At 53.9% G+C, this 26,991-nt stretch carries 23 protein-coding genes and 1 riboswitch; of the genes, 21 read left to right on the top strand and 2 right to left on the bottom strand.

The features are described from left to right. The first annotated feature begins 4 nt into the window (after positions 1-4). From NSS64_RS20765 to NSS64_RS20715, 11 genes are all read left to right on the top strand, one after another. Positions 5-1,615: an extracellular solute-binding protein gene (locus NSS64_RS20765; protein ID WP_341141361.1), complete on the top strand. Its 1,611-nt coding sequence runs from the start codon at positions 5-7 to the stop codon at positions 1,613-1,615. 138 nt (positions 1,616-1,753) lie between these two features. Further along, the gene (locus NSS64_RS20760) at positions 1,754-2,593 is read left to right on the top strand and encodes an ABC transporter permease (RefSeq protein WP_341142862.1); all 840 of its coding nucleotides are present in this window, start codon (positions 1,754-1,756) and stop codon (positions 2,591-2,593) included. A 25-nt stretch (positions 2,594-2,618) separates the two neighbouring features. Continuing rightward, complete coding sequence (locus NSS64_RS20755; RefSeq protein WP_341141360.1) at positions 2,619-3,491, top strand: carbohydrate ABC transporter permease; 873 nt, start codon at positions 2,619-2,621, stop codon at positions 3,489-3,491. Positions 3,492-3,528: 37 nt separating this feature from the next. Further along, a complete protein-coding gene (locus tag NSS64_RS20750) occupies positions 3,529-4,473 on the top strand; it encodes a sugar phosphate isomerase/epimerase family protein (RefSeq protein WP_341141359.1) in 945 nt (314 codons plus the stop codon). A 61-nt stretch (positions 4,474-4,534) separates the two neighbouring features. Continuing rightward, positions 4,535-6,274 (top strand): hypothetical protein, encoded by a 1,740-nt coding sequence (locus tag NSS64_RS20745; protein ID WP_341141358.1) that lies wholly within the window; start codon positions 4,535-4,537, stop codon positions 6,272-6,274. A gap of 358 nt (positions 6,275-6,632) precedes the next feature. Next, positions 6,633-8,015, top strand: coding sequence for a radical SAM/SPASM domain-containing protein (locus NSS64_RS20740; protein ID WP_341141357.1), 1,383 nt, complete (start codon positions 6,633-6,635; stop codon positions 8,013-8,015). Positions 8,016-8,084: 69 nt separating this feature from the next. Next, positions 8,085-8,219 carry a hypothetical protein gene (locus NSS64_RS20735; RefSeq protein WP_339223142.1) on the top strand — a complete coding sequence of 45 codons (135 nt, stop codon included), beginning with the start codon at positions 8,085-8,087 and terminating at the stop codon, positions 8,217-8,219. A 77-nt stretch (positions 8,220-8,296) separates the two neighbouring features. Then, positions 8,297-9,667 (top strand): radical SAM/SPASM domain-containing protein, encoded by a 1,371-nt coding sequence (locus NSS64_RS20730; protein ID WP_341141356.1) that lies wholly within the window; start codon positions 8,297-8,299, stop codon positions 9,665-9,667. A 28-nt stretch (positions 9,668-9,695) separates the two neighbouring features. After that, positions 9,696-11,651, top strand: a complete 1,956-nt coding sequence (locus tag NSS64_RS20725; protein ID WP_341141355.1) for a B12-binding domain-containing radical SAM protein — start codon at positions 9,696-9,698, stop codon at positions 11,649-11,651. 42 nt (positions 11,652-11,693) lie between these two features. Next, the gene (locus NSS64_RS20720; protein WP_341142861.1) at positions 11,694-12,941 is read left to right on the top strand and encodes an MFS transporter; all 1,248 of its coding nucleotides are present in this window, start codon (positions 11,694-11,696) and stop codon (positions 12,939-12,941) included. A 105-nt stretch (positions 12,942-13,046) separates the two neighbouring features. Beyond that, positions 13,047-13,427 (top strand): hypothetical protein, encoded by a 381-nt coding sequence (locus NSS64_RS20715; RefSeq protein WP_341141354.1) that lies wholly within the window; start codon positions 13,047-13,049, stop codon positions 13,425-13,427. Between the two features lie 79 nt (positions 13,428-13,506). Here the strand turns inward: NSS64_RS20715 and NSS64_RS20710 are convergent, their stop codons facing one another. Continuing rightward, entirely contained in the window at positions 13,507-14,871 is a 1,365-nt protein-coding gene (locus NSS64_RS20710) for a helix-turn-helix domain-containing protein (protein WP_341141353.1), read from the bottom strand. 116 nt (positions 14,872-14,987) lie between these two features. Between NSS64_RS20710 and NSS64_RS20705 the strand changes: the two genes are divergently transcribed. The 8 genes from NSS64_RS20705 (at position 14,988) to NSS64_RS20670 (ending at position 24,805) form a co-directional block, all read left to right on the top strand. After that, positions 14,988-17,267, top strand: coding sequence for a glycoside hydrolase family 3 C-terminal domain-containing protein (locus NSS64_RS20705; protein WP_341141352.1), 2,280 nt, complete (start codon positions 14,988-14,990; stop codon positions 17,265-17,267). Between the two features lie 62 nt (positions 17,268-17,329). Further along, positions 17,330-17,441, top strand: a riboswitch (guanidine-I (ykkC/yxkD leader). A gap of 58 nt (positions 17,442-17,499) precedes the next feature. Further along, the gene (locus NSS64_RS20700) at positions 17,500-17,859 is read left to right on the top strand and encodes a DMT family transporter (protein ID WP_036725854.1); all 360 of its coding nucleotides are present in this window, start codon (positions 17,500-17,502) and stop codon (positions 17,857-17,859) included. 1 nt (position 17,860) lies between these two features. Next, positions 17,861-18,175 (top strand): DMT family transporter, encoded by a 315-nt coding sequence (locus tag NSS64_RS20695; protein ID WP_036725732.1) that lies wholly within the window; start codon positions 17,861-17,863, stop codon positions 18,173-18,175. A 111-nt stretch (positions 18,176-18,286) separates the two neighbouring features. Then, positions 18,287-19,150, top strand: a complete 864-nt coding sequence (locus tag NSS64_RS20690) for an aldo/keto reductase (RefSeq protein ID WP_341141351.1) — start codon at positions 18,287-18,289, stop codon at positions 19,148-19,150. 444 nt (positions 19,151-19,594) lie between these two features. Next, the gene (locus tag NSS64_RS20685; RefSeq protein ID WP_036725729.1) at positions 19,595-21,034 is read left to right on the top strand and encodes a PTS mannitol transporter subunit IICB; all 1,440 of its coding nucleotides are present in this window, start codon (positions 19,595-19,597) and stop codon (positions 21,032-21,034) included. Between the two features lie 108 nt (positions 21,035-21,142). Continuing rightward, positions 21,143-23,209, top strand: coding sequence for a BglG family transcription antiterminator (locus tag NSS64_RS20680; protein WP_341141350.1), 2,067 nt, complete (start codon positions 21,143-21,145; stop codon positions 23,207-23,209). Between the two features lie 16 nt (positions 23,210-23,225). Continuing rightward, positions 23,226-23,660, top strand: a complete 435-nt coding sequence (locus tag NSS64_RS20675) for a PTS sugar transporter subunit IIA (RefSeq protein WP_076079725.1) — start codon at positions 23,226-23,228, stop codon at positions 23,658-23,660. Beyond that, complete coding sequence (locus tag NSS64_RS20670) at positions 23,660-24,805, top strand: mannitol-1-phosphate 5-dehydrogenase (protein ID WP_341141349.1); 1,146 nt, start codon at positions 23,660-23,662, stop codon at positions 24,803-24,805. Before NSS64_RS20675 ends, NSS64_RS20670 begins: the two co-directional genes overlap by 1 nt. Before the next feature lie 145 nt (positions 24,806-24,950). Here the strand turns inward: NSS64_RS20670 and NSS64_RS20665 are convergent, their stop codons facing one another. Then, positions 24,951-26,024 carry a M42 family metallopeptidase gene (locus NSS64_RS20665; protein WP_341141348.1) on the bottom strand — a complete coding sequence of 358 codons (1,074 nt, stop codon included), beginning with the start codon at positions 26,022-26,024 and terminating at the stop codon, positions 24,951-24,953. A gap of 153 nt (positions 26,025-26,177) precedes the next feature. Between NSS64_RS20665 and NSS64_RS20660 the strand changes: the two genes are divergently transcribed. Both NSS64_RS20660 and spoVAC read left to right on the top strand, forming a co-directional pair. Continuing rightward, positions 26,178-26,354 (top strand): hypothetical protein, encoded by a 177-nt coding sequence (locus tag NSS64_RS20660; RefSeq protein ID WP_155991454.1) that lies wholly within the window; start codon positions 26,178-26,180, stop codon positions 26,352-26,354. Positions 26,355-26,493: 139 nt separating this feature from the next. After that, a complete protein-coding gene (gene spoVAC / locus NSS64_RS20655; RefSeq protein ID WP_036725723.1) occupies positions 26,494-26,991 on the top strand; it encodes a stage V sporulation protein AC in 498 nt (165 codons plus the stop codon).

Below are 26,991 nucleotides of genomic sequence, written 5' to 3'. Positions count from 1 at the left end.
AACAATGACAGTGAACGTAAACCAAAGAGTTCTGAAGAAGGCAATCGGCATCGGGTTAACCGCAGTAATGGGGGCTACTCTGCTTGCAGGCTGCTCCTCTGACGGCAAGAGCAATTCGGCAGCCGGAGGTACAGAAGCACCCGGTAAAGCCGAACGCGTCACTCTAAAGGTAGAGATCTTCGACCGTGGTAAAAGTCCGAAGCAATACACCATTACCAATAACTTTATGTCCCAGATGATTCAGAAAAATTTCGGTGATCCCAATAACATTGACGTTCAATTTGTACCAGTGCAGCGCTCCGAGGAAGTCACGAAGCTGAATGTACTTATGGCGAGTAACTCCGATGTGCCGGATATTGTGTTTACTTATGATTCCAGTGTTTTCTACCGTTATGCCCAGCAGGGCGGTCTGACGGAGGTCGGTCCCCTTCTTGAAGAGCATGGTCAGACGCTGAAAAAATTCATTGGTGACGAGACGTTGGCCTTCGGCCAGCTCGACGGCAAGCAGTTCGCCATACCGGGCAAACGGGCCATCACAGGCCGCTACGCCTCATACATCCGCCAGGATTGGCTGGATAAGGTAGGTCTTCCGGTACCGAAGAATACCGATGAGCTGTACACTACTTTGAAAGCGTTTAAGGAGAAGGACCCGGGCGCGCTTGGCACCAAAACGATCCCGATGGGCATGTCCCTCGGCTCGGCTCAGTTAGAGACCCTGATCTACTCCTTCATCAAGCCGATCAGCGGCGACCTGACTTACAGCCAGCGCTACGAGCTTCCGCTGCATGAGGGCTTCAAGGATGCGGCACAGTTCCTCAACAAGCTCTACAATGAAGGGCTGGTCAGCAAGGACTTCAGTCTGGATGAAGACAAGGCCCAGGTGTCCAAGGACATTCAGAACGGCAACGTCGGCTTCTTCTCCGAGGATGTGGATAGCCTGTTCTATGCCGACGGCACACTTGAGAATCTCTACAAAAACGTGCCGGGCAGCAAGCTGCTTCCGGCGGATGTCCTCACCAATGCCAAGGTGGACAATAAGTATATCAAATCCCGTTATGCCTCGAACGGCATGTACATCATGATCCCTAAGAGCAGCAAACGTGCAGTAGAAGCGGTGAAATACCTTGACTGGATGGCGACAGGCAACAATCTGATTGACATCTACAACGGTGTTGAAGGAGAGAACTACGATATGGTGGACGGCATCCCGGTCGTTAAGGCGGATGTATCCCAGGAATTCCAGGACCGTCTGTTCACTTCCGGGGACACCGCGATTATCTCCAACGGCAAGAATCTCGGTGACCAGGCTATGAATGAGAAAGCGTGGATCAGCGGATTCCCTGTGAACAACCAGGAACCGCTGAAGCAGTCGATTGATATTGCCAACACGGATACCGTGGGTCCTATCGTCTTCGGTAAGCCGATTGAGGCAGAATCGAAATACGGCACTACGCTCAGCGACAAGCTTAACGTTATTATCGTGAAGACCGCGATGGCGAAGCCGGATCAATTCGATGCTATATTCGAGCAGGAAATGAAGGACTACATGTCTCTGGGCGGAGACAAGCTGAAGGCGGAGCTGGAGCAGGCGCTTACAGAGATTTCAGCCAAATAAACTAAAAAAAAGTGAAAACCGGGGGGAGCTGGCATGCTGCTCTGCCCGGTTTTTTCTCCATAGGAGGAGAGTAACTTGAGCAAAGCGTCCTACATCAGACGGTACTGGCAACTATACGCGCTGCTTTCACTGCCCATTATGTATTTCCTGATTTTCCGCTACGGCCCGATGTATGGGGTACAGATTGCCTTCAAGGATTTCAACCTGTTCCAGGGGATTAACGGCAGTGAGTGGATCGGCTTCGACGCCTTCCGCGAGGTCTTTGGTATGAAAGAGTTCTACAGCAGTCTGCGCAATACGTTTTTGTTGAACTTTCTGGATTTGGTAGTATCTTTCCCGGCTCCGATTATTCTGGCCATTATGCTGTATGAAGTGAAGTCGGTATGGTTCAAAAAAATATCACAGACCCTTCTCTATATTCCCCACTTTATTTCCTGGGTGATTATCGGGGGAATCGTCTATCAATTGTTCGGCAACCAATCCGGTATGGTGAACGGTTTGCTGGAGAGCATGGGGCTGAACCCCATTCCTTTTTTGACCGAAAAAAATCCATGGCTGATTACCTATCTGTTCACTGGTGTCTGGCAAAGTGCCGGCTGGGGAACCATCCTGTATCTGGCAGCGCTTACCGGTGTCAACCGCGAGCTGTTCGAGGCTGCTGAAGTGGATGGGGCAACCCGACTGAAGAAGATACGCTACATTACGCTGCCCAGTATCAAACCAACCATTATTACCCTGCTGATTCTCAATCTGGGGAAAATGGTCAGCATCGGCTTCGATCGTCCGTACATCATCGGGAATACGGCAGTGCGTGAATATTCCGATGTGCTCAGTACCTTCGTCTACCGGGTTGGTCTGGAATCGGGCCAGTATACGCTGGCGACTGTAGTTGGATTGTTCCAGGCTGTGGTTGGACTGGTATTCATCCTTGGCTCCAATTATATATCGAAAAAAGTGACCGGCGACGGCATTCTATGATCATGAAGAAAGGAGGCGGAGTACTATGAGTGAACGTACCTCAAACCGGATATTCGATATCGTTAACGTTACCTTTATAGCTCTGTTCGTACTGTTTTGTCTGGCTCCGTTTGTACACGTGATTGCGGTGTCCCTCAGCTCGACGCGGGCCATTACCTCCGGGGAAGTCACGATTTTCCCGATTGAACTGAACTGGAAGGCTTATGTGCAAGTCTTTACTGACAGTGCAATGATCCGCTCGCTGATCTTCACTATTATCCTGACCGTGGCCACTACAATATTATGTATGCTCTTCACCGTTGCAGCTGCCTATCCGCTGACCAAAAGCAAGCTTAAGGGCCGCACTATGTTCATGTATCTGATCATCATCACCATGTTCTTCAGCGGCGGGATTATTCCCGAATACCTGCTGATCCGTGATCTGCATATGATTGATACCGTCTGGTCGCTGATTCTGCCCGGTCTGGTCAGCCCGTTCAACCTGATTATCCTGATCTCGTTCTTCCGCAGCATCCCGCCCAGTCTGGAAGAATCAGCTGAGATCGACGGCAGCTCGCATTTCCGCACCCTGATGAAAATTGTTCTGCCGTTATCCATGCCGGTTATGGCTACACTCGCGCTCTTCTACGCGGTCGGCCGCTGGAACGGATTCCAGGATTCCCTGATGTATATCAATAATCCTGATCTGTATCCGCTTCAGCTGAAGCTCTTCCAGATGGTTCAGAACAATATGATCTCTGAGCTGACACAGCTGGAGGGGGCTGTCCGCGCCAAGCTGCCGCCGGAGAGCCTCAAGGCTGCTACTGTCGTCTTCGCTACCGTTCCGATTCTCGTAGTCTACCCATGGCTGCAGAAATATTTCGTCAGTGGTGTTATGCTTGGTGCGGTCAAGGGCTAACCTGCAACACTGCGTTATAGGGAAAGGAGAGAAGGATATGGAGGATAAAGGCGAATTCTCATTCTCCACCTGCTGGAACATCAGACGTCACACTACAGGTGACGGGATGCTGAATGAGATCCGTGAGCTGGGCTTCCGGCGGGTGGAGCTGAATTATAATGTGACGGAGGAAATGCTGGCTACGATCGAACCGATGCTGGAGCGCGGGGAAATCGGCGTATCCAGTGTGCATAATACCTTCCCCCACGTGGCGGACCCTGATTATGGCACGGATTCCGTGCTGCTGGGCTTCGCAGACAGGGAGAAGCGGAAGCGGGCAGTAGACCTGCTGGTCCGCTCTGCGGAATACGCCCATCGCTATGGCGGTGAAGCCGTGGTGGTGCATCCCGGCGAAGTGCCTTTTCCGGGGGATATCTCCGGGGAGCTGGAGCAGCTCTATGGCGGGCAAGGCAAGGAATCGGCGGCTTACCGCAGGAAGTGGGCAGAGCTGATGGAACGGCGTGAAGCCTATAGCGCGGGTTATGTGCAGACCATTATCGAAAGTCTGGACGAGGTGTGTAACCGTGCGGTGTCCAAGGGGCTGAATGTCCGCTTCGGCATCGAGACCCGCTCCAAGCCGCAGCAGATTCCCACGCTCGCGGAAGCTAAGACGATAATCAATGCTTTAAAAGGAGCGCCGGTCGGCATCTGGTATGATACCGGCCACGCCATTATGATGGACCGTCTGGGACTGTACGACAGTATAGGGGAAATGGAAGGGCTGATGGATGATATCGTCGGCGTCCATATTCATGAGACGATCGGCCTCGCCGACCACTGGTGCCCTTATGTGAACAGCGGTGATCCGGATTTCTACGATGCCTATGTGCCGATGATTGAACGGGCGCAGGTCAAGGTGTATGAGCTGAAGGCTGCCTGCCGCCCGGAAGAGATTCATGAGAGCCACCGTCTGCTTACGGCTAAGCTGGCGGGCAGGGGATAGGGCAGAAGGCTGATTGGCGAGAGCTTCGAGATTTCCGAGATTGCCGCAAGGAGGAAGCGCAATGTATAAGCAACTGGTAGATAGTAATGACAGAGCAGTAGAGCAGGGAATTCCCCGGCAGGTGCTGGATCAGAGCAATCTGTATTATGGAGGAACCCTTGATCCCCATACTGGGATTGCCTGGGTGAATCACACCACCGGCACCCCGACGGATATGTGTTACTGGGGAGCCGCCCTGATCAACCCTGATTCCAAATACTACCGGGATGGGGAGCTTCTGGACCGGTTGAAGCTGGCAGCAGAGTTTGTGCTGCGCTTTCAGCATGCGGACGGCTCTATTTCGCCGGGCTGGACGAACTATCATTCGCCGCCGGACACAGCCTTCGTTGTGGTCGGGTATGCCCAACTGTATCAACTCCTGGTCAAGCAGGAATGGGCACCGCTAGAGCCGGTGCTGGACCTGATGCGACTGTTCCTGGAGCGGAGCCTTCCCGTGATGCTCACGGGCGGCATACACACCCCGAATCACCGCTGGGTCATGTGTGCCGCGCTTGGATTTCTACATGAGCTATTCGGCGTGGAGGAGACCCTGCAGCGCGCAGACCAGTGGCTCGCCGAAGGCATGGATATTACACCGGACGGGGAATGGACCGAGCGGAGCAACGGCATCTACAGTGCTGTAAGTGATATTATGCTTATCCATGCGGCCCGGCTGCTTGATAAGCCGGAGCTGCTGGACCCGGTACGCCGGAATCTGCATATGATGGTCTACCTTGTTCACCCGTCCGGCGAAGTCGTGACCGATTATTCCGGCCGGCAGGATCTGGGGGTGCTCCATGATCTGTCTCCTTATTATCTGCCGTATGCGATTCTTGCCCGTTCGGACAAGGATGCCGTGCTGGCCGGTATGGCCGAATGGGCTGGACGCTCCTTGTCCAATCCGGGCGTCTGCTCGGTGAACGCCCTGGTTCGGATGCTGCTGGAGCCGGAGCTGCAGCAGCATCCGGAGGTTACAGCGGAGCTGCCTGTGCAGTATGAGAGAATACTGAACGGTGATTTCCTGCGGAACGGTTATCTGGAGCGGATGGAGTCGGCCGGCCATCAGGGACGAATCTATCACAGCCGGCTGCATACCGACTTCGGCGCGCCTGTGGCCCGGCTTAGAGACGGGGCGACCAGCGTGACGCTGATCACGGAGACACATTCGTTCTTCGCGATGCGCCACGGCGCTGTAAGGCTGCTGGCCGTGCAGTTGAATACCAGCTTCTATCCCGGGTTCGTGCCGATGCAGGAGATGACCCGGCTGCCGGAGGGCTACCTGCTGAAAGGCGTGCAGAAGAAGGGCTACTACGGTCCGGTGGAGGGAGCGCTTCTCCCGCCGGAGGCGGGTACGGCTGTCAGTCCGTGGTATCTTTTGCCGCATCAGAGCCGTCCATTGACCCATGAACAGACGCTATCTGTGGAGACAGAGGTGCACCGTACAGAGACGGGCTGGACTATCCGGCTACATTGCGCGGAGCCTGCCCAGGTCCTGGCTCAGCTATCCTTCAAATTCGGCTGGGAAGGTAATTTCACTTCGGGAGAGCTACAGACACTGGACGAGGATAACTTCCTGTGGAGCGGCGGGCAGATTCGTTATACTTCTGGCGGAGACTGGATCGACCTGACGGGCGGCGAAATGGCGCATCTCGGCAGAACCGCCCCGGAACCCGGAGCGCACAAAAGCTACAAAACCGTGCAGGTTAACCTGGTTACTCCGTTCGACAAGACATTTACGCTTACGCTGTCTCCTGCGCAGTAGAGTTGGCTGGATTTTGAGATAGGATTATGTGGGCGCTGTCATGTTCGCTTGGACATGCGCAAAGACATCAGCATCTTCGGAGGCTGGTGTCTTTGGCGTGAGGATACGGTTGGCACAATGATGAGGAGCATTAGTGCACCTGATTTAGGGAGAAGTTGAGAGAAGTTGGCGGAATACAATAGGCTGGCTGCTATAGCTCTGCAGATCGGAAGGTTTTTCTATTTTCCTGTTCTTTATATCATTTAATAGATTATTTCCTATTTTATGACTTTTATCATAGTTGTCCATTAGGAAAAGTTTTACATTATTTACAAGTTAGTAAATGCAACTCTATCAGTCCTGAGGAGGATGAGGGCGTATGAGATTGTCTAAGTATAACTTCAAACACAGATTAAGCGATGATGTTCTGCTGATCATGAATACATTAACCGGCGCTGTAGACTTGGTTGAGCCCAAGGTAGCCCGTGTTCTTTTTAATAGAAGCTCCGATACATCTGCATTAAACGATCTGGACCCGGAAACGCGTACCCTGCTTAAGAGCAGAGGGTACCTCACGGACATGAACGAAGAACAATATGTCCGTGAATCACTAGAAACCTACTACCGCTCTCATCCGGCCTTACAATTCACAATCTGCCCCACCTACAAATGCAACCTCGCTTGCCCTTATTGCTTCCAATCGGACATTCACCAGGACTCGCCGACGCTTGACCTTGCACAGATTAATGAGATATTTCAGGCCATGGATCAGATGGTGCATCTGAAGCCTGAGGCGGCCGTCCAGTTCGAGCTTTTCGGGGGCGAGCCCTTCCTGGCCCGTAATCAATCTCAGGTGGAGTATATTTTACAGCAGGCTATTGAGCGGAGTTGGCCTATTCTCTCCATTACGAACGGTACCGAACTCGGTGCGTATTTCCCTTTTCTGCAGAAGCATTCGGCGCATTTCCGCCATATGCAAATCACACTGGACGGCCCGAAGGAGATCCACGACCAGCTGCGTAAATACAGGAACAACAGCGGCAGCTATGATCTTATCTGCTCGAACATTACTTTTCTCCTGGAGCACCATATACCCGTAACCGTCCGAATCAACACAGGCCGGGGGAATGTCCGGCATTTGCCGGAGATGTTCGCCGGGTTCGAGCGGCTTCAGTGGACAAGCTCACCTGATTTCTCCTGCCAGATTGCCCCTATCAATGATAATTTCAATACGGGGAAGGTTGCCGGCTTCCAGCCTGAATCTGATCTTCTGAAGCAGCTTCATTTACTCTTCCCGGATTGGGAAGCCACCCGGCGCAGGTATAAGGTCAGCCTGGGGTATTTCATGGAGAAGAAGCTGCGGATACTCCGCAAAGCTATGTTTGACACAGACGATGACCACTATTACTTCGATCTGTCCGGCTGCAGTGCTTCAAAGCGTCATAATCTCGTATTTGGTGCAGACGGGCGGCTGTATCCTTGTGTTGAAACCGTCGGATTCCCGGATTATTCGATTGGAAGCTACCTTCAAGGGCTGCATTTGGATGAAGAGAAGTGGCAGAGATGGCACCGGGATATCGTGGTGAATGACAAATGCAGACACTGTAATCTTGCGCCTCTCTGTGGGGGCGGCTGCGTACTGAAAGGAAGCAGAGACGGGGAATTAAGGGATTTCGAATCGAACTGCAGCGATACAAGGCAATATCTGAAGACCTATCTCGATCTTCACCGGGACCGTCTGCTCGAAAGCTATTGCCAGTGAACTCCATTACCCTGATGTCAAGGTATTTACCTTGCCATAAATATTCTTAGAGGAGAGGAGGTAATGTACATGAAATCACTGACGAAGAACAAGGATCTCTGGACGAATCTCTCAGCCAAAGACCTTGAAGAAATTACGGTTCCAATGGCATGTTGCCAGAAAGCATCCATTCAAATCAACAATCCTGCCAAAAAAGCCATCTAACAGCATCCTTATATTTGGGAAATAGCGGGAAGCGCATCCTTATGCCTTCCCGCTCTTCATACCAGGGGGGATAGATATTGTATATTTCAGAATATATTCTTACGTATCGCTTAAGAAACGGCCGTCATCTTATCTTCAATTCCCTGTCAGGCGCAATGGATATTGTGGAAGAGCATATCAGCCAGTTCCTCCAGAAACAACAGCCTGTTGCCTATACTCTCACCGCTGATGAAGAACAGTTTCTGGCCGGCAGAGGTTATCTGTACAGGGAGCGTGAAGAGGAGCAAGCCCTGATCCGCCGGTACCAAGAATACCAGGATCAGCATGGATCAGGTGACATTTCCTTTGTGTTCTGCCCTTCCATGACCTGTAATTTGAAATGTGTCTACTGCTTTGAGCCTCAAGAGATCCGCTCCAGCCATGAACGGATGACTGAAGATCAGGTGCAGGCTGCCTTCCTGGCCATGGATCAAATCATGCAGCAGCAGCAGTCCACCCGGCATCATTTTGTTATTTTTGGCGGAGAACCGCTCCTGCCCCTGAACCGCTCCATCGTCGGGCTTATTCTTGAGCAGGCCAAAGCAAGGGGAGTCACAGGAACGGTCATATCAAATGGGGTGTTCCTGTCACACTATCAGGAATTGCTGGAGCCTTACAAGGACATGCTCAGAATCCAGTTAACCATAGACGGCCCCCAGGCGGTTCATGACCGGCGGCGGATCACCCGGGCCAATGAGGGAACCTTTATGAAAATAACCGCTCAGATTGACTCCCTCCTGGAGCATGATTTCGACATCGCTATTCGTGTCAATCTGGATGGTGAGAATATAGAGCATCTGAATGAACTCCTGGATTTCTTCCAGGAACGGCAATGGAATGATTACCCTAACTTCTCGGTTTCACTGTCTCCCGTTGAGAATTATGCAGGGAATTCCGCCCCGGGCCTGCTGCCCAGTTATCAGCTCACGGAATTTATCAAAGCGCATGTGCCAAACGATAAACTACAAAGGCTCAATGCCGCGTTAAACAGTGATCTAACCAGACTCTCCCTGCCATTTGAGAACGTGCTGGGAACAGGTCTCGCTAAAGATAGCTATTTTCCTAACTGTTACTTTTGCGAGGCGGCCGGAGGAAAAACATTCACCTTCTCGCCGGACCACCAGGTCTATCCTTGCACCAGTATTATAGGGGATCAAAAATGGAGTCTCGGAACGTATTACCCGCAGCTTGAGCTGGATGAACAGAAGCTGGCGCTCTGGAAGGAACGTCATGTCTTGAATCAGCCGGAGTGTAAAGCGTGCAATATCGCTTTTCTATGCTCCGGGAATTGTCCGGTTCAAGCCGCCCGAACCACCGGTTCGATCTTAGGCGCCTACTGCGGAAATGTGAAGCGTGACCTTGACAGCCATCTGGAGCTGCTGAATGATTCATTAACCGCCTTAAGTTAAATCTTCTCTTACGTGAGGTGATTGGGAAATGATCCAATTGATATGTCCGCCCTATAATGCAGCTGTGGATACCGTTGATCCCCCGCTTAACCTGCTTGTGCTCGGCGCTGCACTTCTTGAAGCGGGGTACGGGGTGTGTCTCACCGATCTGGCATTACTCTATTCAGGCACCAGCCATTTCGATGCAGCAGCCCTTGCCGGTATTGCCCGGTTAATCATCGGCAAGCCATCCAGAGTTCTCGGATTCACGGCGATGTGCGGCAATTATTCGATCGCACTGAGAATTGCGGAGGAATGCAAACGGCTGGACCCGGACAGAATCATTATTCTTGGCGGACCCCATGCGAGCTTCGTAGCGGCTGAAACCTTAACCCATTTCCCAGCGATAGACTATATCGTTGCCGGAGAAGGCGAGCTGACGCTGCCGGAGCTGATTGCGGCCCTGGAGTCGGGCCATCCGCTCTCAGAGGTAGAAGGAATCTGCTACCGTGAAGAGGGGACAATCCGCACCAATCCGCCGCGGCCGATTCTGAGGAATCTCGATGATACGCCATTCCCTGCCTTTCATCTAATCGAGGATATTGAAGCTTATTTTAGCACTCCGGAGAGCCGTTTTTTTCCGGTTGAGGCGGGACGCGGCTGTCCCTTTAATTGCAGCTTTTGCAGCACCTCGACCTTCTTTTCACGAAAATACAGAACTAAAAGTCCTGCACGGATCATCGCCGAGATGAGATACGTCAGGGATCGTTGGGGAATCACCCATTTCAGCTTAACGCATGATAATTTCACGGTTAATCAGAAGTTTGTCAGACAATTCTGCCGGGAGCTGCTGGATTGCAGCGAGCCCTTCACCTGGAGCTGCTCCTCCCGGACGGACCACGTTAATATAGAACTGTTTGAGGTGATGATGCAGGCCGGATGTAATGGCGTCTTCTTCGGGATTGAGAGCGGCAGCCAGCCCATCCAGCAGGTCATTGGCAAAAAGCTCGATCTGAACCAGGCTTATGAGCTGCTCCGCGAGCTTCATCGGCTGGGTCTGTCATGTACGGCTTCATTTATTACCGGATTTCCTGAAGAGACAACCGAAGACCTTAATCAGACGCTGGATATGATTGTCCGGCTGCTCTCCATAGGAATAGCGGATGTGCAGCTGCATCAACTGTCCCTTTTTCCCGGAACCCAATTGTTTGACGCAGCGAAGGGCAGCCTTGTGCTGGACGAGCAGTTCTGGAGCACGAACGATATGAACAGTGATTTCCAGCTATCCGGCATTGAAAAGAACTGGATTGCCAGCTACCCGCAAATTTTCAGCAACTATTACTCCTTGCGGTATGTGGATACACACACTCTGCACAGGATCAGAAAGCTCTACTACCCGCTGGCCCGTTCGTTCTTCCGCACCTTGTATTATCTCAATCATCTGGCGGCTGTTCCATACACCCGTACAATTGATTATGTCTCTGCCAGGCTGGATATGCATGAGGCAATGCCGCCGGAAGCGGAGCTGGCCCTCATTCTTGATGAGCTGGTGCAGGATCTTGTGCCGGAAACCGGGCGGGTCCTTAAGGACTTCCTGTCTTATGAGCGTGCGGTGATGGAACTGATGCAGCAGGATACAGCAACGCAGGACACAACTGCTATGAAGCCTGTCAAAGTGATGCAGCCGCACTATTCCATCCCTGCGCTGAAGCTGCACAGTCCCCTTCCTGCAGAGCTTGAACTTGCGGAAGGGCATGAAGATTGGATTCTGCTGGTGCTGGAGAGCGCACCGGCTCTTGAAGGGCGCAGGCGCTACGTCCGGGTGATGAGCATGGACCCTTTAAGCATTGCTATTATTCAACAGATGGAGGACGGGAGCGACTTCCGGACGGTTGTACACAACCTGGCGTTAGAGAATCCTTTTGCTGCCAGCGAACAGGATCGGCAGGAATGGATCAGCCGGGTGTACGACCATTTCCATACGCATGAATTGCTGACTTCCTAGGGTGACAATACCGAAAGAGAGGGGGGCCTTTCCTTGTGGAGTATGCTGAAGAACGGAGTGTTCCGCCGGTTATGGTGCACGCAGACCTTATCCTCTGTAGGAGATGAGATCAGGAACTGGGCCATCCTGTTCTGGGTATTTGCGGAAGCGGATCAAGCTGTCTTTTACCGGACGGCTCTTTTGTTTGCCCAGATGCTCCCGGTCTTTATCATGGCTCCTCTTGCCGGAACATGGGTTGACCGCAGGAAACCAAAGAAGGTGCTGCAGGCGACACTGGTGATCCGGGCTGCGATGTCTTTTGTACTGGCCGGATTGATCTGGATGGAGCAGGTGCCGCTTTTGCTGGTCATGCTGGCCTTCACGTGTACGGTTCAGCAATTTTTTCAGCCTGCCATCAGTAAATTAACGGTCACAGCCGTGGACAACGAGGATTACGGTACCGCCAGTTCCTCTGTAAAGACGGTAGATACGCTGATCAGTCTTGCCGGGCCTGCAATCGGAGCCTTTGTCTATGAGTGGTGGGGGGCGTCAACTTCTTTAATTGTGGACGGCTTTTGTTTCATCGCAGGCAGCCTGTTCATTCTGAGTCTTAAGGTGAGCCCGGCCCCCCTGGCAGCACCCTCCGATTCCGGTCCGGCAACCTCCTTTTGGATGGATGTCCTGGAAGGCTTCCGGTATATCTTCGCTTCTGCGCTCACCAAACGCTTATTTATCATGTTGGCGGTAATGGGGGCGTGCACAGGGGCGATTAATCTGTTAAATATATATTTCGTGGTGAAAGAGCTGCATTTAGACCAGAATTACTTAGCCTGGGCAAGCACCGCCGGGGGCATCGGTATGTTCGCGGGGGCGCTCGGTCTGAACCTGCTTGGGGCGAAATTCAAAAATTATGTGCGAATCAACATTTGGGGAGCAGCGGTCATGACTCTGGGGCTGTTGCTGCTCACGCTCTCCTTCGGCTCTTGGTCCATGCTGCTCAGCCGTGTCATTATCGGGATTGGCATATCCCTGCTGAGCATTACGCTGTCGACTCTGTTAATGACCTATGTTCCTGAGAACCTGCTCGGACGCGTCGGTTCCGTGTTTGAAGGCGGTCCGCTGGCGACCAATATGCTGTCTTATCTATTCTTCGGATGGTTGTATGTGTACAGTGGCGCCAGATTGATCTTCGGCATCTCCACTATGCTGTTCTTCATGGCGTTTCTGCTGGCTCTTAGCCTTCAGTCTGTACTCTCCCCGGCCCGGAGAGTCCGTGCCGAACAGCAGGAGTTCATCAGCCCGTCCCAGTAATAGTCTAACCCGGGATGCACCGGCGGGATGAGCGAATGAGGTGAAAACTATCACTACATGAGATGAGCCCCCAGGCTGCTGAACTACAGCAGCCTGGGGGCTCTAGTGTCAATTGTATCAGTCTCCGCCACCGCCGCCGGAATCTCCACCGCCGGAATCTCCACCACTGCCGGAATCACCGCCTCCATGGTTGCTGTGACCGCCGCTGTCCCAGCCCCCGTGGCTGCCGTGATTATGATCATGGGTATGATTCCCGTGGTGGTGACCCTGATGATGGCTGGCGCTGCTGTGTCCGTCCGAGTCCGGATGAATTTTGTGCCGGCTGCCTTCGTTAAAGCTGCCCGCATCGGCTCCGGTACCTGTGATGAAATAATGATCCCCCGAGTGAGATCGGGTTCTATTGCCGTAATTTTTGTACCGGGCATTACGATTGCTTCGATTAATAGCCATCACTGCAACGAATATAACTGCTACTACGAATATTAAGCTTCCCATCATGCAGCACCTCTCCTTTAACCAAATGTAGGATTGCCCTCATAGCAGAATCATACCATAATTCTGGAAACTACTTGGAGTGCTGCTTGAATTGTCTCGGGGTGAGGCCAGTATACTTCTTGAATACCTTGGTAAAATAGCTCTGGTCGTTAAAATGCAGACGGGTAGCGATATCCGACAGCGTGATACCGGGCAGCTGGATCAGACGCTTGGCTTCTTCGATCCGCTGCTGCTGGATATAGTCGCTGATGGCGGTGCCGGTTTCTTTTTTGAACAGCTGGGACAGATAACTGGCGCTCATTCCGGCGTATTCAGCCAGCCTGCCGAGTGGCAACTCCTCATACAGATGATTGTAAATATAATTCCGGCACCGGTCGGAGATGCGGGAATGTCTTGCGCTACGGCTGCCCTCCACCTGATCGGCGAAGTCGCATAGAGCGGCCAGCATGGCGCTGTCCACCGCCGGAATATCGCGAAGCTCCTCAATATGCTGGATATGGAAGTCACTCAGGGTATAGGCAGCCTCCCAGAACAGCCCGCCTTCAATTGCCGCGCGGGTGGCCAGCGTGATGGAGGAGACGGCCAGATTTTTTTTGCTGCGCAGCTGGCTTTTACGGGACAATCTTCCGTAGCTCTCCTCGCCAAAAGAAGCATGGGTCCGCAGCAGCCCTGCCTTGTCCCCATTCGTAATATAGCGGAACATTTCGCGCTCCTGCATCGGGTCGTGGTGCAGCCACGTATGCTCACGGCGGTAGGACAAGTCCAGATCCGGGCTGTCGTCCGCGCGCGGTAAAGGTTCCGCCAGCTTACCCGCCGCCAGCAGCAGCTCTGTAACCGATAACGCCTGCCCGGTGACAAGCGTGTAGAGCAGCAGCGCCGCATGATACCAGCGCTTCCGGCTAATTATAGGCAGGTTGCCGTAATACTCTAGCCAGCTTGCCTGCTGCCCGGGCGGGATGTTGTGGTCACGCAGCAGGCTGGTTGCATTATCACCGGTAACAGGTGTGTTCAGCACAGGGCCGATGACGATGGCACCGTCAGCGCCGGGAAGCTGGAGAATAATGAAATTCTCCAGAAATCCAGTCGCGTACAGACACGGTACCGCAGGTGCGGCTGCAGCAGCAGCTCTGCCCGTCACCGCGTTGAGCGTCCCGCCTTCAACTGCTGTCTTGCTGCTAACCGTACTATACGACTCGTCCGTCTCCACATTGAGCGTCCTGCCCGCTGCCGCTCCTCCGTGCCCCCGGACTAGCTCCATCACCTCAACCGGCAGGCCGCCCGTTCCCTGAACGGAGGGCCGATCCGCAACAGGCGGTTCCATAGCTAGACGGGGCGCAGTCGCTTCATCAAGCCACAAGACCGGGACCCGGTAAGCTTCGTAGATCAGCTTGCAGATGTACTGTATACCTTCGTCATTCCCGATTCCCTTCGCCATAGGCCGCCCCCTCTATTCTCTACTTAGAATACCAAAAATCGAATGAAACTACCATAATTGGCCGGAACAGTCCTATAGAATGGAGTCAAGAAACCGTATTCATAGGAGGCTATATAATGGCAAAGGACGTAACAGAGCTTCAAAAGCTCATTTCGCAAATGACACTGGAAGAGAAGGCCGGACTCTGCTCCGGGCTGGATTTCTGGAACACCAAAGGCATTGAACGTCTGGGTATCCCCTCAGTGATGGTAACAGACGGTCCTCACGGTCTCCGCAAGCAGCAGGGTGACGCAGACCATCTTGGATTGAATAACAGTGTACCGGCAACCTGTTTTCCGTCAGCGGCCGGACTGGCCTCCTCGTGGGACCGTGATCTGATCTTCCGGGTGGGCGAGGCGCTGGGAACGGAATGCCAGGTGGAGAATGTCGCCGTTCTGCTCGGACCAGGCAATAATATCAAGCGCTCTCCGTTGAATGGGCGGAACTTTGAATATTTCTCGGAGGACCCGTTCCTGGCCTCAGAGATGGCTGCGAATCATGTGAAGGGTGTGCAGAGCCAGGGAGTGGGGACGTCGCTGAAGCATTTTGCCGCCAATAACCAGGAACACCGCCGCATGTCAGTGGATGCGGTTATTGATGAGCGGACGCTCCGCGAGATTTATCTAGCCAGCTTCGAAGGCACCGTGAAGCAGAGCCAGCCGTGGAGTGTGATGTGCTCGTACAATCAGGTGAATGGAGAGTATGCTTCCGAGAGCTATGAGCTGCTGACCAAGGTGCTGCGCGAGGAATGGGGCTTCGAAGGCTTCGTCGTGTCCGACTGGGGAGCTGTCAATGAGCGGGTAAAGGCACTGGCAGCAGGGCTGGAGCTGGAAATGCCGTCAAGCGCAGGAATCGGAGACGCCAAGATTGTAGCGGCTGTGAAGAGCGGAGAATTGGCTATGGAGACGCTGGATCTCGCTGTAGAACGGATACTGGCCTTTATCTTCAAAAGTGTCGAAAACCGCAACCCGCACGCGGTCTTCGACCCGGAGAAGCATCATCAGCTTGCGCGCGAAGTGGCCCGGGAGAGTATGGTGCTGCTGAAGAATGAAGGCGGGATTCTGCCACTTGTGAAGAGTGGCCGGATCGCCGTGATCGGTGAATTCGCCAAGCAGCCGCGTTATCAGGGCGGGGGCAGCTCGCATGTGAATCCATCCCGGATGGATGATGCCTTCGTTGAATTGCAGGCCGTTGCCGGGGATGCGGCCAGCTTCCTGTACGCACAGGGCTATGAGCTGGAGAGCGATGACATCAATGCGGATCTGCTGCGCGAAGCCTGTGATACAGCAGCTAAGGCGGATGCAGCTGTGCTGTTCCTTGGTCTGCCTGACCGCTACGAATCGGAGGGCTATGACCGTAGCCATCTGCTGCTTCCTGCGAGCCATAAGGCGCTGATCGAAGCGGTGGCCGAGGTTCAGAGCGAGATTATTGTAGTGCTGAGCAACGGCGCGCCGGTCGAGATGCCTTGGCTGCATAGGGCGAAGGCGGTGCTTGAAGGCTACCTGGGCGGTCAGGCTTTTGGCGGTGCGGTTGCGGATCTGTTATTCGGCGATGTGAGCCCGAGCGGCAAGCTGGCGGAGACCTTCCCGATGAAGCTGAGCGACAATCCGTCCTTCCTGAACTTCCCCGGTGAAGGCGATACGGTGGAGTACAAGGAAGGCTTGTTCGTAGGCTACCGCTATTATGATAAAAAAGAAATCGAGCCGCTGTTCCCCTTCGGCTTCGGACTAAGCTACACGGAATTTGAGTACAGCAACCTGGTGCTGGATCAGACCCGCATTCAGGATACAGACACTGTGCAGGTATCGGTCACCGTTAAGAATACCGGCAGCAGAACAGGCAAGGAAGTTGTGCAGCTGTATGTCAGTGATATGGAGAGCAGTGTGATCCGTCCGCTGCAGGAGCTGAAGGGCTTCGCCAAGATCGAGCTGCAGCCTGGGGAAGAACGCATCGTAACCTTCACCTTGGATAAGCGTTCTTTTGCCTACTACAATGTGAAGCTGGCTGACTGGCATGTAGAGAGCGGGATGTTCACAATCTCTGTCGGATCTTCGTCACGCGATATCCGTCTGAGCACGCAGCTTGAGCTGGAATCCACCGTGAAGCTGTCCGGCCGCTTCCACCGCAACACCACAGTCGGCGATCTGCTCGCCAATCCGCTGACGGAGGAGAAGGCGAAGAGCTTCAGCAGCGTGTTCGGGCTGGAGGATGTGCTTGGCGACAATCCGGAGATGCTGCTGGCCATGATGAAATATATGCCGCTGCGCGCCATGATCGGCTTCGGCCAGGGCAAGTATACCGAGGCGGATCTGGAAGCGGATCTGCAGGAGCTGAACAGGCTGGCCGGACAGGAGTAAGAGATGCAGGGGTTGCATTCCGCAGCGTAGTTTGCTAACATACGGTGTAAGTTCATAAGCAGTTAATAGTTCTCTAGGGTTCCGCAGCAGGTACACACCGCTGGCCTGGTCCGAGGGAGAACACACGGATGAAGCCAATCCGTGTATACACGGAGGGACAAAAGCCCGGGAGGTATCGTCAATAATGACGATAACCTTCCGGGCTTATTTTATGAAACAGGAGGCAGGAGAAATGAAGAAGAGCACTAAGAGCTGGATCATGATTGCAGGCGCTGCTTGCTTTGAAGTGGTATGGGTCATCGGGCTGAAGCATGCCTCCGCTCCATGGGAATGGGCGGTTACGGCAGCGGCGATACTGATCAGCTTCTACGCCCTCATCTGGGCCAGCGGCAGGCTGCCGGTCGGGACGGTCTATGCTGTATTTGTCGGACTTGGAACCGCGGGTACCGTTCTTGCGGGCGGAGTCCTGTTCGGTGAACCGCTGCGGCCGCTGAAGCTGCTGCTGATTGGCCTGCTGCTGGCAGGGGTCGTCGGCCTGAAGCTGGTTACCCCGGCTCAGGCTGAATCTGAACAGACAAAGGGGCTGAACTGATATGGCATGGGTTATGCTGATTGCCGCCGGTATATGTGAAATGTTCGGGGTTGCCATGATTGGCAAGCTGCACAAGGACCGCAACTGGCAGTCTGTCTGCCTTCTGATTCTAGGCTTCGGGGCAAGCTTCCTGCTGCTGTCTCTGGCGATGGAGAGTCTGCCGATGGGGATTGCCTATGCGATCTGGACAGGGATTGGAGCATCAGGGGCAGCGGTTATGGGCATGTTGTTCTACGGTGAAGCCCGCGATCCGCGGCGGATCTTCTGCATTGTGCTGATCCTGGGAGCCGTAGCCGGCTTGAAGCTGATTGGCTGAGAATTCCGCTGAAACGTTACTGAGTTGGACACTTAACGGATGTTTCGCTGCCCCGGATATGGTAAGTATAGTTAGTAAGAACATTATTCTTAATAAGGAGACTTATCACATATGAGCAGACCTGTATCTGAGAATATCCGCCTGAAGGACGGAGCTGTGCTGCCCAGACTGGGGCAGGGAACGTGGAGGATTGGCGACCAGCCGGCGAACCGGGCAGAAGAGATTGCTGCGCTTCGCCAGGGTGTGGAGCTGGGTATGAATCTGATTGATACGGCTGAGATGTACGGGGACGGCCGTTCCGAGGAGCTGGTTGGTGAAGCGCTGCGGGGAATCCGCGACCGCGTATTCCTGGTCTCCAAGGTCTATCCGCATAATGCGGGCGGGACTAAGCTGATTAACAGCTGCGAAGCCAGCCTGAAGCGGCTCGGCACGGACCATCTGGACCTGTACCTGCTGCATTGGCGCGGCAACATTCCTCTGGAAGAGACCGTGGAGGGGATGGAGGCACTGGTTGCTTCCGGTAAAATCGCCCGCTGGGGCGTATCCAATCTGGATACGGCAGATATGCAGGAGCTGCTGAGTATTCCCGGCGGTAATCACTGCGCAGTCAATCAAGTGCTCTACCATCTGGGCTCAAGAGGGATCGAGCATGATCTGCTGCCCTGGCTGAGAGGACATAAGATTCCTGTCATGGCCTATTCTCCGCTGGCCCAGGCAGGCACGCTGAGAAAAGGGCTGATTGAGAATGAAGCTGTGCAGCAGATTGCCCGGAATCATGAGGTCACTCCGCTGCAGGTTCTGCTGGCCTGGAGTATCCGGGACGAGGATATCCTGGCTATCCCCAAAGCCGCCACCCGCGAACATGTGAATGAGAATGCAGCTGCCGCGAAGCTTGTGCTTTCAGACGAAGAGTTGTGGCAGCTCGACGATGCTTTTCCCCAGCCGTCGTGGAAGATTCCGCTGGACATGATTTAATCATAGCTTAACCGCTGCTGTATGGCATAGCTGTCTCCGCTTAAGGGGCGGCTTTTTTGTTGTTCTAGGAGACAAAAATATGAAGCTGCTAAGGTGCGCGGGCCGAATGTATGTGGAAAACCGAATACAATGTGCTGGCGCAAAGGTGTGTGGGCCGGATAGCGGCTACAGACCGCCAATGAGGAGCGTACATAGGTTAGATGATATTATACGGGAATTTGTGCATCCTATGAGGAAGCTTGTAGGCCGTTGGAAGCAAGGCGGATACTGGACTTAAGCCCCTTGGCAGGAGCTCTTAAATGTTGTCAACAATGTTCATGCCGAAACCGTGTTTTCAATTTGGTGACAAAGAAAGCGCTTTGATTTACGATGTGTTCAAAGGGAAACACCTTTCAGGAAGAGTTGCGGAAGGTTCCCGTTCATTACAATAAGGGGGCATCTTAAATGGCCACAACGGCAACGAAACAAGCTTCATCCGGCGGTGGAAGGGTGAAGGTTCAACAATTCGGACGTATGCTCAGCGGTATGGTTATGCCGAATATCGGCGCTTTTATCGCTTGGGGATTAATTACAGCATTATTCATTCCGACCGGCTGGTATCCCAATGAAAGCCTGGCAGCACTGGTAGGCCCAATCATTACTTACCTGCTTCCGCTCTTGATCGGGTACACCGGCGGACAGATGGTTCACGGCAAACGCGGTGCAGTTATCGGCGCGCTGGTGACCATGGGAGTAATCGTAGGTACAACCATTCCAATGTTCCTGGGTGCGATGATTGTCGGTCCGCTGGCTGCTTGGATTCTGAAGCAGTTTGACAGAGCAATAGACGGCAAAATCAGAGCCGGCTTCGAAATGCTGGTAAACAATTTCTCACTGGGTATCATCGGCGGCGCTTTGACGCTTGGAGCCTTAAAAGGCGTTGGACCGCTGGTTCAAGGATTGACCAATATTCTATCGAATGGCGTGGAGTTCCTGGTGAACCATAACCTGCTGCCGCTCATCAATATCATCATTGAGCCGGCCAAGGTTTTGTTCTTGAACAATGCGATTAACCACGGCATCTTAACTCCTATTGCTACAGAAGAATCTTTAAGAATAGGTAAGTCTGTTCTTTACATGTTGGAATCCAACCCTGGTCCCGGACTTGGTATCTTGCTGGCTTACTGGCTGGTGGGTAAAGGCTCTGCGAAATCTTCTGCACCAGGCGCAGTAATCATTCACTTCCTGGGCGGGATTCATGAGATCTACTTCCCTTACATCCTGATGAACCCGCGTCTGATTCTGGCAGTCATCGGCGGCGGTGTTTCCGGTACATTCACGTTCCAGCTTCTTGGCGCAGGACTTACAGCGTCACCTTCTCCTGGTAGTATCTTTGCCTACTTCGCAATGACGCCAAAAGGTGGATACCTTCCAATGCTGGCAGGGGTAATTGTTGCTACGGTCGTATCCTTCCTGCTTGCAGCTCTCCTGCTGAAGTCTGTGAAGAAGAATGATGATGAAGAGATGGATCTGGAAGACGCAGCAGCTAAAATGAAAGACATGAAGTCGGCCGGAACTGCAGCTCAGACTGCGGCTACAGCAACCGTGGCTTCCAATATCCGCAACAAAGCAAGTGTCCACAAAATCGTATTCGCTTGTGATGCAGGGATGGGATCGAGTGCCATGGGGGCATCGGTGCTGAGAAAGAAACTGCAGAACGCAGGGGTCAACATCACGGTGACTAACTCTGCCGTCAGTGAAATTCCTGCCGACGCGGATATCGTGGTTACCCAGAAGACGCTGACGGACCGGGCGATTGCCAGCAATCCGAATGCCGAGCATATTTCTATCGATAACTTCCTGAAGAGCCCGAAATACGATGAGCTGGTGGAACGTTTGAAGTAAGAGGCATACGTGTACAATTTAAGTATATAGTTCTCGCAGAAACGGATGCCGTCCCTTATAGGACGGTATAGCCGTTTTTGCTTGATGCAAGGCGGAGGGTTAGCGGAAATGACGAAAATTACCGCCAGACAGCGCCAGATCCTGTGGCTTCTGCTTGAAGCGACCGGAGAGATTACCGCTGTAAAAATTGCCGAGGCTACCGGGGTCAGCGTAAGAACCGTACACCGGGAGATGGAGGATATAGAGTCCGCGCTTGAGGACTTTGGTCTTGATCTGATCAAAAAATCAGGCAAAGGAATTGGGCTGAGCGGCCCGGAGGCCGGTCTTGCGGAGCTGCGCCTGTTCCTGCGGGAAGAGAAGCCGGCGGATTATTCCGGCGAAGACCGCAAGGTATTTGAGCTCTGCGTGCTGCTGGAGGCAGAAGAGCCGGTGAAGCTGTTCACACTTGCGCATTCCCTCAAGGTTACAGTTGCTTCTATTAGCTATGATCTGGATGAACTGGAGCATTGGGTCCGTAAGTTCGGCCTGGAGCTGGTCCGCAGACGGGGCTACGGCGTAGAAATCACCGGCAGCGAGATCGACAAGCGCCGGGCGATTGGCCGGTTAGCCGCAGAGCATCTGGATTTGTCTGATCTGGTCGGCCATGGTTCTCTGGCTGAGAGCAATCCGGCTTTTCGTTTTCTATTAACTACAGTTGGAAAGTCCAACCTTATGGAAGTAGAGAATACCCTGTGGGATATGGAATGGAAATGGACCGCGGAGCTGCCCGAAATTGTCTATATGGAGATGCTCCTGGCCCTTGCTGTCACTACCCGGCGGATTGAGCTTAACCGGAGCATCGACAGCGGGGCGGAAGCGGGCTATTCCAGGGTGTCCGATCACCGGAACATTGCCGGAGCCGAGCGGTTTGTGGGGCAGCTCGCTGAGGTGCTTAAGCTGAAGATCCCCCGGGTAGAGATTCTGTATATCGCCGGGCTGTTCGACCGGGTCCAGGATTCCTTCTCCTCGTCGGGCTACGCCTATGGCGATATTGAATTAATGGAGATTGTCTACAAGCTGACGGAGAGTGTGGTCAAGCGGACAGGGCTGCCCTTCCAGAGTGACCGTTCCCTGCGCGAGGGGCTGCTGGAGCATATTGATCCGGCGCTGAAGCGGATCCGGGAAGGCACACGCATCCGCAACCCGCTGCTCGGCCCGATCCGCAGGGATTACGAATATCTGTTCAACATCATCCGCGCAGCCGTGGAGGATATGGAGCTGGAGCTTGAGATTCCGGATGAAGAAATCGGATTTCTGGTCATGCATTTCGGAGCTTCTGCAGAGCGGCTGAACCAGCTAAGGCGCAACGTAAGAGCCATTCTGGTCTGTGCCAGCGGCCTCAGCTCTTCCCGTCTGCTCGCCACCCGTCTGACCAAGGAAATGCCGCAGATTGAGATTCTCGGCAACATCTCCTGGTATGAAGCGGCACGCCTGCCGGATGAAGATTACGATCTGATTATATCTACCATTGATCTGCCGATTGATAAGGAGCGTTACATTAAGATCAGTCCCCTGCTCACAGCGGAGGAGATTGAGAAGCTGCTGAATTACATCCAGAATACTACCCTGCGGGAACGAGGGAAGGGGATGTCCGGTGAACCGGAACATGCGGCACGGGAGGAAGCCTCGCTTGAACGGCTCAGGAGCTACAAGGGCATTCTGGATGAGATCGTCAGCCTGCTGGAGCGGTTCCGCTTCCATCCGATTGATAATAAGGGGATGGATCTGTCAGCGACGATAGTGGAGATGCTGGAGACACTGAATGGAAACGGTGTGGTCGGGGATGCCGGTATTGTGCTGGAGCGTCTGCTCGAACGGGAGCGGATGACCAGCCAGGTGATCCCGGATACCGCATTGGCGCTGTTCCATACCAGAAGCAGCCATATTCACCTGTCCTCGCTGACCCTGTACCGGCTCGATCAGCCCGTAATTCTGGAGGGGGATACAGAGGTCAGAGTCATTCTGCTCATGCTGGCTCCGCGCAGACTCTCCAAGGAGAGCCTGGAGGTGCTCAGCGAGATCAGTGCACTGCTGCTGAACTCCGAGCTTGTTCAATTGCTGGAAGAGCGTTCAGAGTCAGAGATCCGGGGGTATTTGTCCTCGGAGCTGCTTCATTTTTTCCAAAATAAAAGTTGAAAGCGGGAGAAACCATATGAGTATACTGTCAGAAAATAAAGTGATTATGCACGGTGCAGCAAACGATAAATACGAAGCCATCAAGATGGCGGGCAAGCTGCTGGTTGATGCAGGGCATGTAACGGAAGAATATGTTCCCAAGATGCTGGAGCGCGAGGAAGTGGTGTCCACTTATATGGGCGGCGGATTGGCTATTCCGCATGGTACCAAGGAAGCGCGGCCTTTTATTAAGTCAACCGGATTGTCGATCATCCGTTTTCCGGACGGGGTGGATTTCGGCGGCGATGAGCCGGCGTTTGTTGTCATCGGCATTGCAGCCGCAGGTGACGGGCATATGGAGGTTCTGACGAACGTGGCGATGATATTCACCGAGGATGATGCCATTGACCGCGTCATGAACGCCCCTACGGCTGCTGATGTTATCGCAATCTTCGAAGGGGGACTGGAGTAATGAAGGCGGTCCATTTCGGCGCGGGCAATATCGGCAGGGGCTTCATCGGGCTGTTGCTGTCGCAGGCGGGCTATGAAGTTACTTTTGTGGATGTGAATGAGGCCTTTGTTACCCAGCTTAAGGAGCGCGGCGAGTATCCGGTCACGCTGGCCAGCGACGGTCAGGAAACGGTCATCGTGAAGAATGTAACGGCTCTTAGCAGTGTCACGCATGCGGATGAAGTGGCGGCCGCCATTGCTGAAGCCGATCTAGTTACAACTGCAGTCGGCGTGTCCATTCTGAAGCATATTGCCGGTACTGTGGCAGAGGGTATCCGCAGAAGATTGGCTGTCTCCTCCGCGCCGCTGCATGTGATCGCCTGCGAGAATGCCATAGGCGGCAGTGCACAGCTCAAGGAGCTGGTATATGCGAAGCTGGATGATGAGACCCGTGCGAAGGCTGAATCTTCGGTTGCTTTTCCAAACGCGGCTGTGGACCGGATCGTTCCGCTCCAGCAGCATGAGGATATTCTGAAGGTGGTCGTGGAGCCGTTCTATGAATGGGTGGTGGACGCCTCGCAGATGATCCCGGGCTATACGCCGGTTGAAGGTGTGCATTATGTAGAGAATCTGGAGCCGTATATTGAACGCAAGCTCTTCACTGTGAACACGGGGCACTGCTCTGCGGCGTACCTTGGCTATCTGCAGGGCTACGAGACCATACAGCAGGCTATGGCGGATGAGGCGTTAACGGCGAAGGTTCGCGAGGTACTTGAGGAGACCGGCGCGGTGCTGGTCCAGAAGCACGGCTTCGATGAAGCGGAGCATAGTAAGTATATCGATAAAATCCTGGAGCGCTTCCGCAATCCGGCGCTGACCGATGAGGTGTCCCGTGTAGGCCGTTCGCCGCTGCGCAAGCTGTCGCCAAATGACCGTCTGGTATCTCCTGCAACGCAGGCGTATGACAGAGGGCTGAGCTACAAGGCGTTGACACGTTCCATGGCCGGTGCGCTGCTGTTCAAGGCGGGGGATGACCCGGAAGCGGTGGAGCTGGGGGCCGCAATCGCGGAGCTTGGAGCAGAAGCAGCGCTGACGAAGTACACCGGGCTTGCTGCTGACCATCCGATCCATCAGTCTGCGATGGAGCAATACGCGATTTTGAGATGAGAACATAAAAGTACAGCCGCAGGGAAAGCCTATAAGCTTATCCCTGCGGCTGTTTGCGTTAATGTGTGACTCTTAAAAGTCTGGGGTCCCCGCAAAGAACCTGAATAGGCTTCGGAGCTAAAGCCTCACTTTGCGGGGAGATTGATTAGCTGTTCTCCAGAATCGTCTGCAGTGTCGTGCGGTCCAGTCCTTGCACCAGTTTGATCAGCAGCTCCTTGGCTGCCGCATAATCATCACTGTGGATGATTGAGGTTGCCGTGTGGATGTAACGGGAGCAGATCCCGATCACCGCTGAAGGAATACCGATTCCGCTGAGATGCACCTGACCCGCATCCGTTCCTCCCTGGGAGACGAAATACTGGTATTTGATCTTATGGGTATCAGCTGTATCCTGCACATATTCAATCAGTCCCCGGTGGGTAATCATCGTCGGGTCAAAAATACGCAGCAGCGCGCCCTGGCCCAGATGGCCGAAGGCCTGGCGGTCGCCGGTCATATCGGCAGCGGCGCTGGCATCCAGCCCGAAGAAAATATCCGGTGCCAGCAGATTTGCAGCTGTCCGGGCACCGCGCAGCCCGACCTCTTCCTGAACGGTAGCCCCGCAGTAGAGCGTATTCGGCAAGGCTTGCCCGTGCAGTTCCTTCATTAATTCAATAGCCAGTCCAACGCCATAGCGGTTGTCCCAGGCTTTGGCCATAATCTTCTTCGGATTGGCGAGTGGTGTGAACGGGCAGACCGGCACGACCTGCTGTCCTGGAGCTACACCGAAGCTCTGCGCCTCTTCCCGGCTGTCTGCGCCGATATCGATGTACATCTTGCTGATCTCCCCGGCTTTGCCGCGTTCATCCGCGCTCAGCAGATGGATAGGTGTACTGCCGACCACGCCGTTCAGCGTACCCTTCGGCGTAATAATCTGCAGGCGCTGTGAGGCCACGGCCGAAGCCAGCCATCCGCCCAGCGGTGTGAAGCGGATCATCCCGTTGTCTGTAATGCCGGTAACCATGAAGCCTACCTCATCGAAATGGCCGGCCACCATAATCTTGGGACCGTTAGCTTCACCGCGCACCACACCGAACAGGCTGCCCAGCCGGTCCTGTACGAATTCGTCCGTATAAGGCGTCATAGCCTCCTTGACATAAGCGCGCAGCTCGCGCTCGAAGCCGGAGGCTGAGGGGAATTCTGTTAATGTTTTGAACAATTCAAGTGTGTCTGTATTCATACATATATCGCTCCTTTATGTTATGACATCTAGTATGAACATTCTTACTCCGCTTGTCCATGCCGGGAGGGCAAATGAACACAGAGACTCCCTGTGCGAATACTATACCGTAAGGGCTCTGCAGGCAGGAGCCGGAGAAAGGAAGCGAGGAGAATGTGGCTCTCGGGGAGCGTAGCCCAGGCAGGCAGCCGGAGCGGATTCCGGAAAGTGCCGGCCCGCAGGCAGGGCTTGCCCAGGCGGTACCGCCGCCGGTACGGGCGGGAGAATGAGGCAGTGCTGATCCTGGTGCTGTTTCTGCTGCTGATTGTTGTGCTGTTTTATTTTTCCTGAGCAGGAGGGACATAACGGGGCCGCCTGAAGTGAACAATAAGGAAAACTTAATTCCGCACAGCACGAAGGGACGGGACTACAGCACAGCTTACCCGCTGCCCGTTCCCTTTCGTATCCAACAGTTCAGGGGGTGTCTGCATTGCCGGCAAAAACAAAAAAGTCAGGCGTCAAGCTGAACCTTGACGGTCTGACCCCGAAGTCTTATCAGGAATTGGCCAAGCCTTATGTACCCTCCCGTCCGATATTCAAGAATTGTATACGTGCCTTCCTGTCGGGAGGCTTGATCTGTGTGCTGGGACAAGGCATCCAGGAAGCGTTCATGGCGATATTCGATATGACCTCCCGGGAGGCGGCAAGCCCGACAGTTGCCATTCTGATTCTGCTCTCCGTCATACTGACCAGCTTCGGGGTGTATGATAAGCTCGCCCAGTGGTGCGGTGCCGGCACAGCGGTTCCGGTCACAGGATTCGCCAACAGTATGTGCTCCGCCGCACTGGAGCACCGGGCTGAAGGGCTGGTGCTGGGTGTGGGGGGGAACATGTTCAAGCTGGCCGGGTCGGTTATTGTGTTCGGTGTCGTTGCCGCTTTTATCGTGGGTGTAGTGTATGCCGTTATGGGCTGGGGAGGTGCACATTAA

The sequence above is a fragment of the Paenibacillus sp. FSL H8-0122 genome (genome assembly GCF_038005345.1).
GTDB lineage: Bacteria > Bacillota > Bacilli > Paenibacillales > Paenibacillaceae > Paenibacillus_AQ.
Note: the sequence above shows the minus strand (reverse complement) of the source record. Positions and strands in the feature narration are given on the sequence as shown.

Coding starts and splice junctions, on each gene's coding strand:
- NSS64_RS20765 (WP_341141361.1), top strand. CDS start 5: ATGACAGTGAACGTAAACCAAAGAGTTCTGAAGAAGGCAATCGGCATC.
- NSS64_RS20760 (WP_341142862.1), top strand. CDS start 1,754: ATGTATTTCCTGATTTTCCGCTACGGCCCGATGTATGGGGTACAGATT.
- NSS64_RS20755 (WP_341141360.1), top strand. CDS start 2,619: ATGAGTGAACGTACCTCAAACCGGATATTCGATATCGTTAACGTTACC.
- NSS64_RS20750 (WP_341141359.1), top strand. CDS start 3,529: ATGGAGGATAAAGGCGAATTCTCATTCTCCACCTGCTGGAACATCAGA.
- NSS64_RS20745 (WP_341141358.1), top strand. CDS start 4,535: ATGTATAAGCAACTGGTAGATAGTAATGACAGAGCAGTAGAGCAGGGA.
- NSS64_RS20740 (WP_341141357.1), top strand. CDS start 6,633: ATGAGATTGTCTAAGTATAACTTCAAACACAGATTAAGCGATGATGTT.
- NSS64_RS20735 (WP_339223142.1), top strand. CDS start 8,085: ATGAAATCACTGACGAAGAACAAGGATCTCTGGACGAATCTCTCAGCC.
- NSS64_RS20725 (WP_341141355.1), top strand. CDS start 9,696: ATGATCCAATTGATATGTCCGCCCTATAATGCAGCTGTGGATACCGTT.
- NSS64_RS20720 (WP_341142861.1), top strand. CDS start 11,694: ATGCTGAAGAACGGAGTGTTCCGCCGGTTATGGTGCACGCAGACCTTA.
- NSS64_RS20710 (WP_341141353.1), bottom strand. CDS start 14,871: ATGGCGAAGGGAATCGGGAATGACGAAGGTATACAGTACATCTGCAAG.
- NSS64_RS20705 (WP_341141352.1), top strand. CDS start 14,988: ATGGCAAAGGACGTAACAGAGCTTCAAAAGCTCATTTCGCAAATGACA.
- NSS64_RS20700 (WP_036725854.1), top strand. CDS start 17,500: ATGAAGAAGAGCACTAAGAGCTGGATCATGATTGCAGGCGCTGCTTGC.
- NSS64_RS20695 (WP_036725732.1), top strand. CDS start 17,861: ATGGCATGGGTTATGCTGATTGCCGCCGGTATATGTGAAATGTTCGGG.
- NSS64_RS20690 (WP_341141351.1), top strand. CDS start 18,287: ATGAGCAGACCTGTATCTGAGAATATCCGCCTGAAGGACGGAGCTGTG.
- NSS64_RS20685 (WP_036725729.1), top strand. CDS start 19,595: ATGGCCACAACGGCAACGAAACAAGCTTCATCCGGCGGTGGAAGGGTG.
- NSS64_RS20680 (WP_341141350.1), top strand. CDS start 21,143: ATGACGAAAATTACCGCCAGACAGCGCCAGATCCTGTGGCTTCTGCTT.
- NSS64_RS20675 (WP_076079725.1), top strand. CDS start 23,226: ATGAGTATACTGTCAGAAAATAAAGTGATTATGCACGGTGCAGCAAAC.
- NSS64_RS20670 (WP_341141349.1), top strand. CDS start 23,660: ATGAAGGCGGTCCATTTCGGCGCGGGCAATATCGGCAGGGGCTTCATC.
- NSS64_RS20665 (WP_341141348.1), bottom strand. CDS start 26,024: ATGAATACAGACACACTTGAATTGTTCAAAACATTAACAGAATTCCCC.
- NSS64_RS20660 (WP_155991454.1), top strand. CDS start 26,178: ATGTGGCTCTCGGGGAGCGTAGCCCAGGCAGGCAGCCGGAGCGGATTC.